The 16,423-nt window shown below is 43.6% G+C and carries 9 protein-coding genes and 3 tRNA genes; 1 reads left to right on the top strand and 11 read right to left on the bottom strand.

The genetic code is table 11. The annotated features are described in order from the left end of the window. Positions 1 to 5: 5 nt before the first annotated feature. The 11 genes from QHH26_03970 to QHH26_03920 all read right to left on the bottom strand — a co-directional run bounded on the left by QHH26_03970 (position 6) and on the right by QHH26_03920 (position 15,839). The gene (locus QHH26_03970; protein MDH7481120.1) at positions 6 to 1,664 is read right to left on the bottom strand and encodes a glycosyltransferase family 39 protein; all 1,659 of its coding nucleotides are present in this window, start codon (positions 1,662 to 1,664) and stop codon (positions 6 to 8) included. 202 nt (positions 1,665 to 1,866) lie between these two features. Continuing rightward, on the bottom strand, positions 1,867 to 3,342 hold the full coding sequence (locus tag QHH26_03965) for a DUF2142 domain-containing protein (protein ID MDH7481119.1): 1,476 nt from the start codon (positions 3,340 to 3,342) through the stop codon (positions 1,867 to 1,869). Between the two features lie 87 nt (positions 3,343 to 3,429). After that, positions 3,430 to 5,502, bottom strand: coding sequence for a tetratricopeptide repeat protein (locus QHH26_03960; GenBank protein ID MDH7481118.1), 2,073 nt, complete (start codon positions 5,500 to 5,502; stop codon positions 3,430 to 3,432). A 25-nt stretch (positions 5,503 to 5,527) separates the two neighbouring features. Continuing rightward, positions 5,528 to 6,643: a M24 family metallopeptidase gene (locus tag QHH26_03955; GenBank protein ID MDH7481117.1), complete on the bottom strand. Its 1,116-nt coding sequence runs from the start codon at positions 6,641 to 6,643 to the stop codon at positions 5,528 to 5,530. A gap of 40 nt (positions 6,644 to 6,683) precedes the next feature. Beyond that, positions 6,684 to 9,866: a penicillin-binding transpeptidase domain-containing protein gene (locus QHH26_03950; protein ID MDH7481116.1), complete on the bottom strand. Its 3,183-nt coding sequence runs from the start codon at positions 9,864 to 9,866 to the stop codon at positions 6,684 to 6,686. 127 nt (positions 9,867 to 9,993) lie between these two features. Continuing rightward, the gene (locus QHH26_03945; protein MDH7481115.1) at positions 9,994 to 11,643 is read right to left on the bottom strand and encodes a tetratricopeptide repeat protein; all 1,650 of its coding nucleotides are present in this window, start codon (positions 11,641 to 11,643) and stop codon (positions 9,994 to 9,996) included. Positions 11,644 to 11,686: 43 nt separating this feature from the next. Then, positions 11,687 to 13,330 carry a glycosyltransferase family 39 protein gene (locus QHH26_03940; GenBank protein ID MDH7481114.1) on the bottom strand — a complete coding sequence of 548 codons (1,644 nt, stop codon included), beginning with the start codon at positions 13,328 to 13,330 and terminating at the stop codon, positions 11,687 to 11,689. Positions 13,331 to 13,394: 64 nt separating this feature from the next. Next, positions 13,395 to 15,377 carry a tetratricopeptide repeat protein gene (locus QHH26_03935; protein ID MDH7481113.1) on the bottom strand — a complete coding sequence of 661 codons (1,983 nt, stop codon included), beginning with the start codon at positions 15,375 to 15,377 and terminating at the stop codon, positions 13,395 to 13,397. 73 nt (positions 15,378 to 15,450) lie between these two features. Beyond that, positions 15,451 to 15,540 (bottom strand) — tRNA-Ser (locus QHH26_03930). Between the two features lie 79 nt (positions 15,541 to 15,619). Beyond that, a tRNA-Arg gene (locus QHH26_03925) sits at positions 15,620 to 15,695 on the bottom strand. A gap of 68 nt (positions 15,696 to 15,763) precedes the next feature. Further along, positions 15,764 to 15,839 (bottom strand) — tRNA-Arg (locus tag QHH26_03920). Between the two features lie 123 nt (positions 15,840 to 15,962). On the opposite strand from QHH26_03920, the gene QHH26_03915 reads away from it, so the two are divergent. Continuing rightward, positions 15,963 to 16,418: a TrkA family potassium uptake protein gene (locus QHH26_03915; protein MDH7481112.1), complete on the top strand. Its 456-nt coding sequence runs from the start codon at positions 15,963 to 15,965 to the stop codon at positions 16,416 to 16,418. Positions 16,419 to 16,423 lie beyond the last annotated feature (5 nt).

The following is a 16,423-nucleotide window of genomic DNA, read 5'->3' as shown; positions in this document are numbered from 1 at the left end:
TAGAACTACTGTTTTCGTGCGAAAACTAGAATCCTATTTTCTGCCTTTGGTTTATAAGCGTTTAGTTCTTCTCCCCAGCGGTATTCGGTTCGTTCTAGGTCAAGTATCTCCACACTTCCCACTAATTTGTAATTATCTGCCGAGTATTGAGTGAACCAATCAAACAATAAGGTTGGTGATTCACGCCTGCGCATCCATGAGGTTGGGATACAAACTGCAATTAAAAATTTAGGCTTTGATGCCATTGTTTCCTCGATCATTTCGCGTTGCATCTTTTCGGCTAAAGGGCTAGGTTCCATAAGCGGATACATGTAAATGTATCCGGTGGCTGACATCCGACGCGAATAAAAGTAGATTTCAGGTTCGGACCCTAGGACGACGATTCGGTCATCCTCAGTGCTGTTTTCCCTAATATATTTTCCAACCTCCAGAGCCTCAGGGAAACAGGCGGCGCCATAGGATAATCTGCATACCTCACAGGGCGTGGCTTTGAATAAAAATGTTTTCTGTTGGAATATAGAATAACCTAAAATCAAAAGAAATGCCAACACAGCTGCTTTACGATATGTGGGAGCATGCATTCTTTCTGCAATATTACATATGGTACTGACTGCAATACCGTTGAGAATAGCTAATACTGGCAGCACCACAATAAAATAATGACTACGAAAGTAAAAACCAGGACAAGTGGCAAAAAATGAGAAAAGCAGTAGCCCTCCAACAAAAGACGCACGCTTTCGCCATTCTCGATCTGCAAAAAGACAAATCAAACCCAATCCCGCTAAAATCCAAAGCGCAGGTGCCGACTGTACAACGTAACTGATGCCACTCCTAAACAGTTTACAGCCAGTGGAAAAAGATGTCTCTGTGACATATTGCAAAGCGTACGTCCAAGTCCAAAACCAGAACTTTTGGAGAGCTCCTGTCAATAACAAAATTAGACATGTAAGGACAAATGGGACAGCGGCGCCGAGGAGAAATATCGCCGCGTCAACCAATTTTTGATTTGAGAAACCAGTTTTCTCTCGCCGTAAAGAGAAATGGGCGTTGTAAATGAGAATATAGGAAGCACCAAAGATTACAAAGAATATGCCATGTTGCTTCATTAGAAATGCAAGCCCAAGGCATAAACCACTCCAAAACAACATTGAGCGACTTCTCAATTCTTTTGCTTTTAGCAGAAGTAGCAGTCCGCCAATTGCTGGTAGTATTACAAAGTGGGTGGCATGCGCAAAAACGCCCAGGACAGATGCGCCAAGAGATAGGATGCCAAAACTCGCAGATGCTACCAAGCCTGTTATGGTGTCGAACAGTTTTCGTGTCAATAGGAATACCAGGATTATAGTGGCAGCATTTATGAAGAGCAGACCAAGGTGGATACCAGTTGGATTTTGACCAAAAAGTGCCATGGCGATGGCATAAGCAGCGTAGGTACCTGGAAGCTTCATATTGTAAACGTGTACGTAGGGAGGGATTCCCTGTAGTATTAGCTGACCTGCGTAGGCATATTCGCCCTCATCGCGCTCGAGCGGCGTCGGGAGTAGCCTAATTCGTATTGCCGCGCAAAAAAGCACCACAATGAACACGAGCAACCATGCCCATTGCATTTTGCTCTTATTAAGTGCATTATGACACTTTGTTGCGCGTTTCCCGCGCTTCGCCACCAAAACCACCAGCTTCCGGGGGGAGAAACTAAGTGGAATAGCTTTACTGCTTATTGAAGGCAAAAGCGAATTTTCAGCTACTAGATTACTCCTTTATAGAAAATATGTCAATTAGGAAACCGTACTTTATTGGGGTAATTGCTAAAACTCTAGCTTTTAGAGGATTTTTGGAAAGAGTAGCTCACGTCTCAGGACTTGCATTTCAGTGCAAGTGAAACATATTATATGCGCTCCCAAATACCGGGATCGAAAGGACTATCTCTGAGGCTAACATAAGTGCAATTATTGCTCCTAGGGCGGCCCATCTAGTGTACGATTTCAATCGGGACGTTAGGATTTTGAAACCCTGAAGATATAAAATGAGAAACGGCACAAGTGCTCCTGATATTAGCCTACCAGAAGTAAAATATGGATGTTCCTGGGAAGGATACCAGCAAGTGCCGTAATCGTAAGAAATAGAAATTCCAGTCATAAACAAAACTGATGCTCCAAAAACTATGAGGTTTGCTATGTCAATAATTTTTGATTTTGTTCGCGGTCGCAGAAGAAGTAAGCTATATATAAATGCTATGAGGAAAACCGATGATGAGATCCAATAAAATCCATCAGCAAAATCCCACGAAAGTCTTTCGCCATACCAGGTAATTTCTCCCCGCCAGAAGGTTTTCATTAATTCACTCCAAAACGTAAGCGCTCCAGCAGGGGTAAATATCGGATGGTCCCATATTGCTGTAAATGGCTTAGCAGTCCAAGTAAGCATATTAATCTTTGCAGCTGAACCTGTTATATCTCCCAGTACAAGGTAATTTCTCAGTAGCCATAACCCAGCTGGCAATAATGCACTTAAAACCAATGTGGCGAGTGCCGGCATACCTTCGGAAAATCTTCTTTCATTTTTGAGTCTAATGGCTTTGAGAATTACCACAAAGCCCAGCATTATGAAAATGACAAAAGCTGTGATCTTTACTAGAAATGCAGTGGCGATAAGAAGACCAGTTAGCAAATGGAAGGCAACGCCTTTTGATTCGCTTATAAGGCAGTCGAGTAGACATAGAAAAGCCGTGGTGAACACAAGAGGCGTAAGAACATCATTATTTATGGAAAAAAACACGTCTTGTGGAAAAAAAGCCAATATCAATGGCAAGCTTAGTCTTAAGAAGGTGTCTTCATGGTAATACTTTCTTACAAATATATAGGAAAGCCAGATGAGCACGGAATAGATGATAATGTTTAAAAACCTTACCCAGTAGAGTATGAATCCATTTCCTATTCGTAATGCCTGTCCAAGTTCGTACCATAATGCCGAAATGAAGTAGTACACAGGCGGTTGTGTAGATTCATGATTTAGACCTTTTTTAACCTTTTCAAGCCTTTTCTCTAAGACAAATTCTTGTATCTCAGGAGGCAGTTTCCATATAGGAGGAGGGATTTCCCCAGTCGGTAAATCTGCGGGGTAATATAGATATTCTGGCGACCCGTATAGCATTATCATTCTGTTTGCATCATGGTCGTATTTCCAAAGGCCAGTTGGTATTTTACCTTTTGAATATTTGCAAATTAAGTCGAAGTGGGCATGTTCATCTACGTTGGTAAAGACAGGAAATCCTGCACTGAATAAGAATATACGAATTGAGGCAACTATGCATAAGATTATTACGAAAAGATATTCAACACGCAATTTTTTGTCACGATTTATTTTTTGAGAGGAATGATAAAGATATTTATTAAAACTTGGACTCCTAGGCATTTTAAAGATTATTCTCCTCTAATTTGGCGGCTTTGGCATCTTTTCGGACAAAGCGTTAATGAATCCAGGATGAGGGCGGCCTCCTGATTTTATATATAGCTCTACCTCACGCCAGGCTCCAGCATAGTCTCCGCGCATGTAAAGAATGACTGCCATATTGTTATGAGGCTTTCCGAAGCCTGGTTTGGATCTTATAGCATGCTGATATGCTTGATATGCTTTATCGAGTTTTCCGATTGTTTGATATGTAACACCTAAATTATAATATGCGTCAGCATAGTTTGGCTTCAAGCGTACAGCCTCAGAAAAGTGGCGAATTGCTTCGTTCCATTTTTGTTGCTTCACCATCATGTTCCCCATGTTGTAATGAGCAAAAGGGTCGTTAGGGTTGATTTTAAGGGCTTTGGCATATTGCTTTAGCGCTTCTGATAGATCGCCTCTCTTTATTAAAGCTGAAACCATATTATTGCGAATTACAGAATCATTAGGCTTAAGCCTAAGGGCCTCTTTATATTCAGCAATCGCCTCATCATATCTACCTTGCTCCAATAAAACGCAAGCTAAGTTGTTATGTGAATCGGCATCGTTTGGATTGAGCAGTATAGCAGCTCGAAATTGTTCCTCTGCTTCGGAATACCTGCCAGTTTCATCGAGGGCTTTGCCCAGATTGTAGCGAGCATAGAAATTGAAAGGGTCTATTCGCACGGCTTCCTCAAAATGAGCAAGTGCCAGAGCAGGTTTGTTTTGATTGGCAAAGGCAACTCCCAAATTATATTGTGCTACGCTGTTTTCACCAGTAACAGCAATAGTGCGGTGAAATATTGTTATGCTGTTCTTCCAATATCCTAGTTGAGACCACGTGCATATGCTAAAAGCAATAATAGAAATGCATGCGATGAACTGAAGAAAAGATAAACGTAAACGAGAGGAATATATTCTCCTCGTCGTTATTCTGCTTATTCTATGCTCTTCGAGCCGTGCTATCAAATCCGGTATCCCCCAGGCGATTATTATGAAAATTCCTATAAGTGGAATATATGTATATCTGTCAGCCATTGCCTGTGTTCCAACTTGGACAAGGCCAATTACTGGTATAAGTGTGCCAAGATACCAAAACCATCCGACGCATATGTAGGGATATTTCTTAAGAACAATGATTGCAAGAATCGAAGCAATGATTAAAATCGCGCTGGTGCCAAGTACTTGCCATATAGGTAAGCCAGCCATTGGATGAGGGTAAAAGATAGCTAACTTAGCGGGCCACACCATCTTAAAAATATAAGCAAGGTATGAAACTATGGCATTTTCCAGACGAATGCCGAAAGGCAGTCGCTCTGAAGGAACCACCGCCCCACTTTTTTGCTGAACAATGTATGTAATAGCGCACGAAATTGCTGACAGAAAAAACAGGGGCGTTTTCTCTAACAAAAGTTTCTTGAATCCGATAGGAAAAGCAACTTGTGAATGGCGGCGACTAAACGTAGTACGGCAAAGCGGCCAGTAGTCGAGTAGAAGGAGCACAAATGGGAGAGTTACGAGCATTGGCTTGGACATAAGACCAAGCGAAAACAGGAGTATTACTGGAATGTAAGTCTTAATTTTGGGTGATTGGACATACCTCAAATAAGCCCATATTGTGAGCATCCAGAACAAAGTGCTGAGGACATCTTTCCTTTCGGCAACCCACGCCACCGATTCCACATGAAGCGGATGAAGTGCAAATAATGCGGCCACAAAAATACTTCGCCAAAATGAGCCAGACATACGGTTTAGAATATATAGAAGCAGAAGGGAATTCGTAATATGGAGCAGAAGACTCGTGAAGTGATGGCCGGCTGGCTTTAAACCAAAAAGTTGATAGTCAATTATATGCGAAATCCATGTAAGAGGATGCCAATTGGACGCTTGCATTGTTTTGAATGCCCATCTAATACTTTGAAACGTCAGTTCTTTAATATTAGCATTCGAATAGACATAAACCCCATCATCAAAGTTAATGAAATCATGGCTTAGCACCCGGCAAAACACAAGAAACGTTGCGAGTGCAAGGAGCAAGCCGGCGAGAAGGTGTATGCGCCTTTCAAACTTCATATTGGCACCTCTTTTCGCCAAACGGTCACATTTCCATTATATCAGGTCGCTCAATTTTTGCTCCGTTAATCTCAATTGTCTTCGTTGGCCAGTCCTTATGAGCAGAAATAATTTCGGTATGACTTGTCAAAGCAATTATAGTATCTTCGGATTTTGTGCCGGCGATAGAAGGGTTCCATGCGAAAGCCTGATTTGTCTCAACGATTCCAGCGACTCCTGGTCTAGCACGATAATCCCTGCCCACATAACCAGTCGGACCGCCCTGGTGGTGGAAGTGCCACTCATTTTGAAAACCTGTGCGCCTATACGCTTCGATTGCCTTGCCAAAAATGAAATCCACCCGTGCACCAGGCCGGGTTGCGCCAATTAATTCGGCATCCACCTGCATAACTGCGTCATGCTTATGTCTGAGTTCTGGTGAGATTGAGCCAAAGTGAACTATTCGTGTCATCGAAAGGATTAGCCCCCATTTTCGGGCACAGGTTACCAGCATTGCGTATTTTTCCAAAGTATTTTCTGTGGGAATTGGGTGTCTATATTTACTTATTCGTTCGTCGGCTGCTATCAGAATTAGGTTTGGTATTATGCCCCGATCAATTAGCTTGCCGCCAAGTAAGGCTGCAATCTGATGCTCAGTCATTCCTGGTCTGACTTCGATACAAGCTTCATACATGCACTCAGCTGTATTGATACCAAGCCATCGGTACCGTTCTATCTCTTGTTCTGTTAGCGAGTATCTGAGCGGCGGAATATCGCCAGCAACCAACTTTGTGCCAGCAATTACAGTATCGGCACCTACAGTGCCGCTTGTAAGTTTACTAATCTCATCAGCTAGGTTGCTTTCCCACCAATTATAAGTTTTGAACTTAAATCCTTGGTCACCGATTTCCTCATCAAATATTCGAGGGTATTCAATATTATCGCAAACAATGTACTTTGAATCCTTAGTGATTACCACAGAAGCTACCCCTATTTCTGTTGCATTTGCCACGCGATTATCGGCACCGCAGGTGAACCAGGCGAAATTGCTTTGGGTAGTTAGTACGAGAGCATCAAGTCCTTTTAGTTCCATGAATTCCTTTACACGGCGTTCTTTTTCTGCAATCTCGCGTTTGTCAGGGAACAACGATTCTTTTGTCAATTTAAAAATCCTCCTTGCTTATATTTAAGTTTTTTACTGCTTATAAAGCAGCCTTAACTATCTCTCGGCATACTGGTCCAGCAGAGCGACTTCCAAATCCTCCATTTTCGATAACAACGGCAAAGGCAATTCGGGGGTCGTCTGCTGGGGCGAATCCTACAAACCACGAATGAGCAAGCCTGTCGCCTTGCTCGTTCTCAGCGCTTCCAGTTTTTCCAGCAACTTTAATGTTTATGTCCTCGAAAAGCCCCTTGGCTGTACCACTCGTGGTAACGTCAACCATCATCTTTCGGAGGTAAGCCGCTGTCTTATAATTCAAAGGCCTTCCCATTTCAATTGGTTCAAACTGCCTAACGATCTTGCCGTCTTTAGTGCGAATTTCCCTAATAAATTGAGGCTTCATCATGATGCCGTTGTTTGCAATAGTTGCAGCAACTCGTGCCATCTCAAGCGGAGTAACCAAAATCCGTCCCTGTCCATAGCCGCTATCTGCTAAATCTTCGGCGAGTAGCTTTGGAGGTGGGATATGTTCTAGCTTAAAGCCTTTTGTTGCCGTCTTATACAAAAGCTCAGGACCCAACTCCATCGCCAAGTGCGCGAAATATAGATTGCAAGATACTCTAAGGCCCTTTTCCATATCAACCAAACCATGAGCCGACATATCCTCGAGGTCGGTAATGTGTTTTCGTGCGAATGTTTTGCCTTTCCACCGCCATGTTACATCATGTTCGCTATGATTGCAGATATACTTGAAATCAACTCCATTCTGGAGCGCAGTTGCAGCTGTAATAATTTTGAACGTTGAGCCTGGAGGATAAAGGCCATTCAGTGCTCGGTTAATGAGCACATGGTCGTTATTTAAATCAGCCATATATTTCCTCCAATCGTGATATGAAAGCTTGTTGGGGTCAAAATTGGGAATTGAAACTGCGGCAAGTACCTCACCCGTGTGAACATCTAGAACAACCGCAGCGCCTTTGTTTTTGACCCTTCCGGTGCGCTTGTCAACCAAAGCATTTGCGTATTTCCTGAGCGCATTCTCAACTTTAACCTGAAGTCTGGCGTCAATTGTAAGCCTTATGTCTTTGCCTTTTAGCTTTGGGCAGTGAGGCATATGGCTTAGGCGATATATTGGGAGAAGGTCTGAGTAATTATCAAAGCCACGAAGGTCATTGTTTCTGCTTTTTTCTATTCCAGTTGGACCACCATACCTGGAATCAAGATAGCCAACAAGGTGAACCATGGATCCACCATATGGGTAGAGCCTTCTCCCATTGTTGGAAAACGCTACTATTTGGTTATTCCTATCGAAAATAGTTCCCCTGGGTATTCTTGCTTCGATGGCTTTTAATCGGGGATTGATATGGGGGCGTGAAATGCCATCAGCGTCGGGTACTATCGCCGATGAACCAGCTATTTGGTCTGCCTGGATGCCTTGAATCCACATAAGGCGGCATATTCCAGCCCCGCCCAGTAATAAAACAATAATGCTTGTTGCAAGGCGGTTGAGTGCTCGCTTGGTTGGTAGTGGAATATTTGATGGATAAATCGAACCGTCAGACGAAATACTCAGCAGCAAGCCCAGCGCAAAGAACGAGGCAATCATTGAGGACCGCCCAAAGCTGGTAAATGGTAAGGTGATTCCAGTAAGCGGAAGGAGTCCAAGCACACCGAAGATTATAACAACCGTTTGGATTCCTAGGAGGGAGGCAATGCTTGCACCAAGAAACCTTTCAAAATCGTTTCTAGCCCGAATAGCAATTCGAAAGCATCTTGATAGGAGTACTGAATATAAGATTAGCATTAAAATCGTGCCAAGTAGACCAATCTCCTCACCTAACGAAGAGAAAACAAGGTCTGAGCCTGCTCTTGGTATGTAGTTCGGTTGCCCAAGTCCTAAGCCGCTTCCCCATAATCCACCAGTTGCCAATGCCCAAAGTGATTGCGCAAGATGCATTCCGTTCGCATGCGAATTTGCCCATGGGTAAAACCACATATCAACTCGCACATCAAAAACGCCCAGTTTTAAAAAATAGGCAATGCAACCACTGAATGCGATGAGTCCAAGGCCGGCTATGATAAATAAAGAGTTTCCAGTTGCAATATAAAGCAGCACAACAAACATTCCAAAGAGGACAAGCATTGGGCCTAGGTCCTTTACCATGATAAACGTGGCGAGGGAGAGAAAGTATATTACAGCTAGGGGACCGATATCACGGAATAAAGGAAGCTGAAATCGGCGACGTGGACCAGTGCGGTCAGATAGGATACTCCAACGCTCAGCAAGATAACTTGCAACAAAAAAGGCTAAGGCAAGCTTAACAATCTCTATCGGCTGAATTCCCAATAAACTTAGTCGTGTTCCTCCTGGGCCTTTACCAAACAGTGCTAGCGCTATGGTTAAGATGATGGCGAAGATTGCATATAGATAAGTATATCGCCAAAGACGCAGTGTACTGAATTTTTTACTTAAAGGTATCGTTGCGAAGGCAATGCCAATAAGCACACCTTGGACTTGACGGCCGAAGACGTCGGTGTCTTGGAGCGGGTGCTTGATTGAAAACAAAATTATGCATCCCAGCCCTGAAAGCACCATTACGCATGGTACAAGATATGGGTCAGCATTTGGTGCTTTTTTTCTCAGTGTAAGGTGAAATATAAAGAATCCGCCTATCATGATAAAGGCTTTTATCCAAAATGAAATCGTTACTTGGTTGGCATCTCGAACTCTCAGGGTCTTTTTGTGTGAGGCCAGAGTATCGCTAGAAATAAGAGAAATTTTTGACAAAAGAAGGGTTGTTATAGGTTCACCTGGAGCTCTTGTTGCTACTGCCTCCAAAATTCTATAGGCGACTTCGGGGCTGATTCCAGCTTTTGCTGAAAGCTCTTCAGGACTAATAGTTGTAATGTCAATTTTGCGGCTGGCGTTTAATGTGGCGATTTTCTCCGCTTCATCTTTGGTGAGTAGCCTTATACGTCGAAGCGAATCAACATCTGTAAAATTCCCATTCTTTTTGCGGTATTCGCATATAAGTTTTGCAAGTCTGCGGTCAATACCCATGACTGCTGACAAGGTATTTTCATCGGCAGTGTTTATGTTTGCTTTCCCGCCATTGTAAAGTTGGGGAAGCTTTGCAGCATAGACAAGTGCAAATCCCATTAGCAATAATAGGGATGCAAATAAAATAAGAATGCCTTCAGTGGTTCGCCGAGTATGTCCCATTTTGAGTCTACTCATTCGGTTGTTTAGACTTGTAACAACTGATTTTATTACATGCCTTCAAATCTTTCACCCTATATCCTGCAAAAATCACCATCATAACGCTTGTTAATTAGCATTTGCTGACGGATTAAGGCTCGGGCATCTTTTGGGACAGCGCTTTGAGGAATTCAGGATGCGGTTGAAATCCATATTTCATGCAAGCATGAACTTCTCTCCATGCCTCAGCATAATTTCCTTTAATGAAAAGCATTATGGCTAGATTGTTTCGGGCTTGTACCAACGTAGGGTCAAGTTTGATTGCTTGATAGTAGCTTTTGATTGCCTCATCAATCTTACCTTTGCGCTGAAGAAGGACGCCGACATTGTACCATGCATCAGGATATCCTGGTTTTATATTCAGTGCTTTTTGGAACTCTACCATAGCCGCTTCAGCATCGCCATTATTCACAAATGCTACACCAAGGTTGTAGTGGGCAACGGCATTTTGGGGGCAAACAGCAAGTGTATGTCTAAAAAGGGAGAAGCTATCCTTCCAATAACCTACTTGAATCCATGTACATATAGCTAGGGCGAGAATAGACAAGGCTGCTGATGATTGAAGAATCGAAAATGCAATTTGTTTTTCCCCTACTCTCTTGCAAGTTTCATGAGGTTTGATAAGCTTAGGGACTCCCCAAGCTATTGCGATGAAGATTCCAATTAGAGGCACATACGTATATCTGTCTGCTATGGCTTGCATGCCGACTTGGACGAGGCCGATCACTGGTACGAGCGTGCCAAGATACCACAGCCAGCCAACCGCGAGATATCTATGCTTACGCGCAAGCATTATAGCTATGAATGTGATGAGCGCCAATGAAAAGCCAGATGTAAGGACTTGCCAAGCGGGCAGATTAGAGCCTGGATGAGGATAGTATACAATGAGGCGATAAGGCCAAATCATTTTTATTAAGTAGCTTCCATAGGCAACGACCGCATTACCTAGCCTGACGCCTAGTGTAAATTCCTCTAGCGATTGTATTGCACCGCCTCGGCTTTGTGCGGAAAGAGTAATGGCACAGGATATCCCGGATAGGACGAACAGCGGGATTTTCTCAAGCAGTAAAGTTCTAAAATTTCTCGAAGTTACAATTGGCATTAAGCCAGAATTCCCAATTCGCTCGAGAGGCCAATAATCTAAAATTAGAAGAACAAATGGCAAGGTTACCAACATTGGCTTTGTCATTAAGCCAAGAGCAAAGACCACTATCACGGGCAAATAGGTTTTGATAGTCGGCGACTGAGCATATCGTCTATATGCATGCATTGTGAGCATCCAAAATAGGGTGCTCAGGAGGTCTTTTCTTTCGGCTACCCATGCAACAGATTCGACGTGGAGCGGATGCACGCCGAACAACGCTGCCACAAACGCACTTCGCCAGACTGCTCCGGTCATTCGCCTCAGCACCGAAAATAGCAGCAGGGTGTTTGCTAAATGAATGAGTAGATTCATTAGATGGTGGCCCATTGGATTGAGACCAAAAAGTTGATAATCAAGCATGTGCGAGAGCCATGTGATTGGGTGCCAGTTTGCACCGTGCATTGCAGTTAAAGCCCACTTCAGCCCTGCAAAGCTTAGTCCTTTTTTAACTTGTTCGTTGCTAACGACATAGGTGGGGTCGTCTAAAGTGATGAAGTCATGCCAAAGCACTTGAAAAAAGGGCACAAGTACAATCAATGCGAGGAGCATTGCAGCGACGTATATCTTCTTATTGGAGGTAGTGGGCTTTCGGGTCAAGTTATCCTCCTTTGTTCCTGTAGGAACAACAAAGACTTTTTGATTAGGTTTTTCTTTCCAAAATTATCACATATTCCTGTGATTGTGGGGTATTTTTTCTTGCCTCGTTGTCCCAATAATAATCCGTCCAGTCGGCTGACAACATATCAACTATACCTACTATTTTATAATGCTGCCGGCAATAATCTGCGCTCCAGTTGAAAATTTTAGTTACAGAACCTCGCGAAACACCCCACGAAAGCGGATTGACGACTGAAACGATAAACTTAGGCTTTGCTTTTTGGATGTTTTGCATCATTTCATTTTGCATTTCGAGTGCTTTGCTATGTTCCTCCATGAGTGGGTAGACGTAGATATAAGATGTGGCGGACCTTCGATTTGCATAGAAAAAAATTTCTGGCTCGGACCCTAAAACTGCGATCGTGTCTTGCTTAGTTGAGGACCTTTTAATATATTTTGCGATTTCTAATGCTTCTGGGAAAGGCTGGAGACCGTATACGGCGCGGGAGACTTCAATTGGTGATGCTGAAAAAAGCAATTTTCCTTGGTTGAGGAGCGCCGCAATTACTGCAATTCCAAAAATGGTAACGGGTATAATCGCAAGTGCTTTCTTTCGCTTTGCCAATATGGCTATTGCTGAAGTGTAACCGATTCCAATAAGGACTGCTGTAGCAGGGAGAAGTAGGATAAAATAATGCCTGCGGAAAAAGTATCCTGGGAAAACGGAAATTAATGAGAACAGCGTGAACCCTATTATAAACATATAATAGCGCCGTATTTTGTGGTCAAACAATGCTGCAAATCCAAAAATTCCTAAAATCCATATTGAAAACGATGGCTTGAAGACGTTCTCTATGGCATCCGAAAGATAATATTTAACCCCCGTCGAAAGTGATAATCTAGTAGCGTACTGCTTTGAATAAGTGGCCGTCCAAAACCAAAAATTGTCAAAAACTCCCTCAGCGAAAAGGAACAAGCACGCCAAACCGTACGGAAGAAACAAGCCACATATATATAAACCTGCCTGTTGCGCTAAAATTCGGACGCGATGGGTTTGTTTTCTTAACCCGGTAAGAAGAATATATAGCCCTGCAAAAATAGCAAAGCATCCACCGTGCTGCTTAACCAACATTGAAAAGCCCAAAAGTAGCCCACTCAAAAAGAAGCAATGCAGTCGTTGCGATTCGATCGCCTTTAACATGCAGAGAATGCCGCCAAGTGCAAAGAGAACCACAAAATGCTCTGCATTTGCAGCCAAACCGTGGCTAAGTGGGCTTATAGATAGAACAGCGAATACAATCGCCGCTATGATTCCAGCCCGATTATCAGCTATTCGCTTGGCGATTAGAAATAAAAGAACTATTGTAATGACATTGGCTAGCAAAAGACCGAGGTGTATAGCAGTTATTGTTTGGCCAAAAACTGCCATAATAACACCATAAACAGCGTAGATGCCTGGGAGTTTCATGCTGTAGGCAAGCTTATATGGAGGGATTCCTTGGAGCAAAAGCTGACCCATATAAGCATACTCGCCTTCATCGCGCTCAAGGGGGACGTTCAATAATCGAGCGCGGAGAAACCCTACGAGGAGTATCGTTAGAACAATCACGCCCCATGCTTTATAGGGGGAAAGATCATAATTTTCGAGATTCGACTTTTTGGGTCGAATTGTTTTTGAAGTCGGCATTCTTTGCATGCGGTTATGTTGCCTGCGTCTATGATTAGTTCGTGGTTTTGCGAAGTATAAACTATCACGGCGAAGGCTGCGCTGTCAATGAGGGTTTAGGCATAGCACGGGAGAGGGCCTGCACAAGCATTGGATTTGGATTTACGCCGTTGGCTTCTCCTTCTCGAATAACATCCCAAGCGGTTTTGATATCTCCTTTAACATAATAGATAAGCGCAAGGTTGTGGTAAGGCGCTGGCAAATCTGGTTTTAAGCGCATAGCTTCCCTAAATTCTACTATCGCATTGTCTAGCCTGTTTGTTTTGCGGTAGATAACGCCCATATTATTGTGTGCCTCGGCGGAATTTGGGTTTAGATAGATTGCTTTTGCAAAGTACTCTTCAGCTTTCGCATACATTCCTTGGCGGCCAAGCACATTGCCCATTTCCAAATAAGCGGCCGAATTTTCAGGATCAATTTCCAGCGCTTTTTCGAGATATTGCTTAGCTTTATGGAAATCACCCTGCAAAGCGTATCCACGCCCGAGATTCACATATGCTTCACAGCATTCGGGGTCGCTTTCCACAGCGCGGTGAAATGCTTCCATTGCTTCAGAAATCCTGCCTAATTGCGCAAGTGCAGCCCCTAGATTATTGTATGCCAGTCCTGGGTCAGGGTCGCTTTTGATAGCCAATCGGTAGTGGGCAATTGCTTTATCCAATTCACCAATCGAACTCAGCTCTTGGCCGAGATTATTGTGTGCAACATAATTCCCTTTTGTTACGGCTATCGCGTGCTCGAATAATGTAATCGTATCTTTCCAGTATCGTACTTGGTGCCATGTAAGAATTACTAAGGTTAAGGTAACGAGACTGGATGCAAATGGTAGAATGGTAGACCTTGAGGATGGGATAACTGTTAAACCTTGTTTTATTTCGCTGCGCTCTACCCTTCCGACTAAATCCGGAACTCCCCATGCGATTATAATGAAGATGCCAATTAATGGAATATAAGTGTATCTGTCTGCCATTGCCTGGAAGCCAACTTGAATAAAACCAATGACGGGTATTAGAGTGACGAGATACCAGAGCCAGCCTACCATGAGATATGGACGACTTTTGGCGGCTTTGAAAACGGAAATTGTAATTCCAAGTATTATTATCCATGAGCCAAACACTTGCCAAGTAGGGATTGTGTTGTTTGGGTGCGGATAAAATGCTGCCAAATTGTGCGGCCAAATTGTCTTAACTAGATATTTGACATATGATACAAGCGCATTAGCTACTCTGACGCCGATCGTAAAGCTTTCTACTGTTGCAACAGATCCTCCTATTCGCTGAGCGACGAATGTCATAACAGAGGAACCGGCTGCTAAAATAAGGAGCGGTACTTTTTCCAGCATAAGCTTTGAAGTTTTACCTGGAGATTTCGATTGGCGGTCAATATTCATTCGTTTGAGTGGCCAATAGTCGAGCAACAAAAGCACAAACGGAAGCGTTACAAGCATTGGCTTTGACATTAGCCCAAGAGCGAAGAAAGTAATTACTGAAATGTAGGTTTTGGTTTTTGGGGATTGAGCATATTGGATGTATGCCAATATGGTGAGCATCCAAAAGAGAGTGCTTAATACGTCTTTTCTCTCGGCTACCCAAGCGACTGATTCAACATGGAGTGGATGAACGCCAAAAAGAAGGGCTAGGAGTGCGCTTCGCCAGACTGCCCCAGTCATTTTGCTAAAAAGGAGAAAAAGCAGAACTACGTTCGCCAAATGTAGGAGCAAGTTTGTTACATGATGGCCGCAGGCATTGTGTAAACCATAGAGCTGGCAGTCCAACGCATGAGAAAGCCAGGTCAACGGATGCCAATTGCTTGCACGAAAGGTCGTAAAAGCCCATGTGATTGTGGCCCAGGTAATTCCGTTGCGGATGTGAGGATTAAGAGTAACATACTTGCTGTCATCGTAGCTTACAAACTTGTGTCCGACGACCTGAGCAAAAGCGACTGCTGTAATTATAACAACGAGAATACACAGTTTGAGGTGGATGTGAGAGCTGATTGGCTTTCCCATTTGGCCAACCCCTAAATTCACATTGCATGGAGTTACGGTAACATGGGAAGGCGGCGCTTGTCAACTGGGGTAATGGCGGAGAGGGTGGGATTCGAACCCACGGTGGCGCGAGCGCCACAACGGTTTTCGAGACCGCCCGGATAAACCACTCCCGCACCTCTCCATTTTAGAAATGAGGAATGGTTGACGGTAAATGGTTCGCATTTTATTAATACCATTAACCATCAACCATTCCTTGATGATGGCGCCCTTGGAGAGAATCGAACTCCCGACGCCCTCCTTAGGACGGAGGCGCTCTATCCACTGAGCTACAAGGGCACTCAAACAACAAATTTTTAATTAGGCAACTATAGAAGTCCGACCCACAAATAAAGTCTTAAAAAGGATGGCGCGCTTGGAGGGATTCGAACCCCCGACCTAAAGGTCCGCAACCTTTCGCTCTATCCCCTGAGCTACAAGCGCATTATTTGCTTCATTATTTTCAGCAATGGGTAGTATACCACACGCGACTATTATTGTCAACATGGGTCTTGACGTAGATTAACAGAAAGCGCATAATTTCAAGGATAAGGAGGCGCAGTTGGAATGAAAGTAATTATTCTCGGTTGCGGTCGCATTGGCTCCACTCTTGCTCGCTCGTTGGTAAGGGATGGAGAAGATGTAACAATAATTGACCGCACAAGCACAGCGTTTCGCAGACTTGGGCCCGATTTCAAGGGCAAAATGGTTTTGGGCAATGGAATTGATGAGGAAGTGATGCTGAAAGCTGGTATAAAGGATGCAGATGCGTTTATTGCGGTGACCAACGGCGACAACACGAACATTATGTCGGTTCAAATAGCGAAAGAGAAATTCCATGTGCCTAAGGTTATTGCTAGAATTTACGATCCAATCCGAGCATACGCATATCGCGAGCTTGGACTTCAGACTATTTGCACAACCGTTGTTGGCGCGCGATTAATCAAAGATACACTGCTGGGAAAGGAGTTGGGGGCAATGGCTGATTACTGCGCTCTCAACCCTGAGGATCCAGTCATTTAAGAAGT

Source organism: Armatimonadota bacterium, from assembly GCA_029907255.1.
Taxonomy (GTDB): domain Bacteria; phylum Armatimonadota; class UBA5829; order DTJY01; family DTJY01; genus JAIMAU01.
This window is presented reverse-complemented; position numbering and strand designations above follow the sequence as displayed.

Coding starts and splice junctions, on each gene's coding strand:
- QHH26_03950 (MDH7481116.1), bottom strand. CDS start 9,866: ATGGGACATACTCGGCGAACCACTGAAGGCATTCTTATTTTATTTGCA.
- QHH26_03915 (MDH7481112.1), top strand. CDS start 15,963: ATGAAAGTAATTATTCTCGGTTGCGGTCGCATTGGCTCCACTCTTGCT.
- QHH26_03940 (MDH7481114.1), bottom strand. CDS start 13,330: ATGCCGACTTCAAAAACAATTCGACCCAAAAAGTCGAATCTCGAAAAT.
- QHH26_03935 (MDH7481113.1), bottom strand. CDS start 15,377: ATGGGAAAGCCAATCAGCTCTCACATCCACCTCAAACTGTGTATTCTC.
- QHH26_03960 (MDH7481118.1), bottom strand. CDS start 5,502: ATGAAGTTTGAAAGGCGCATACACCTTCTCGCCGGCTTGCTCCTTGCA.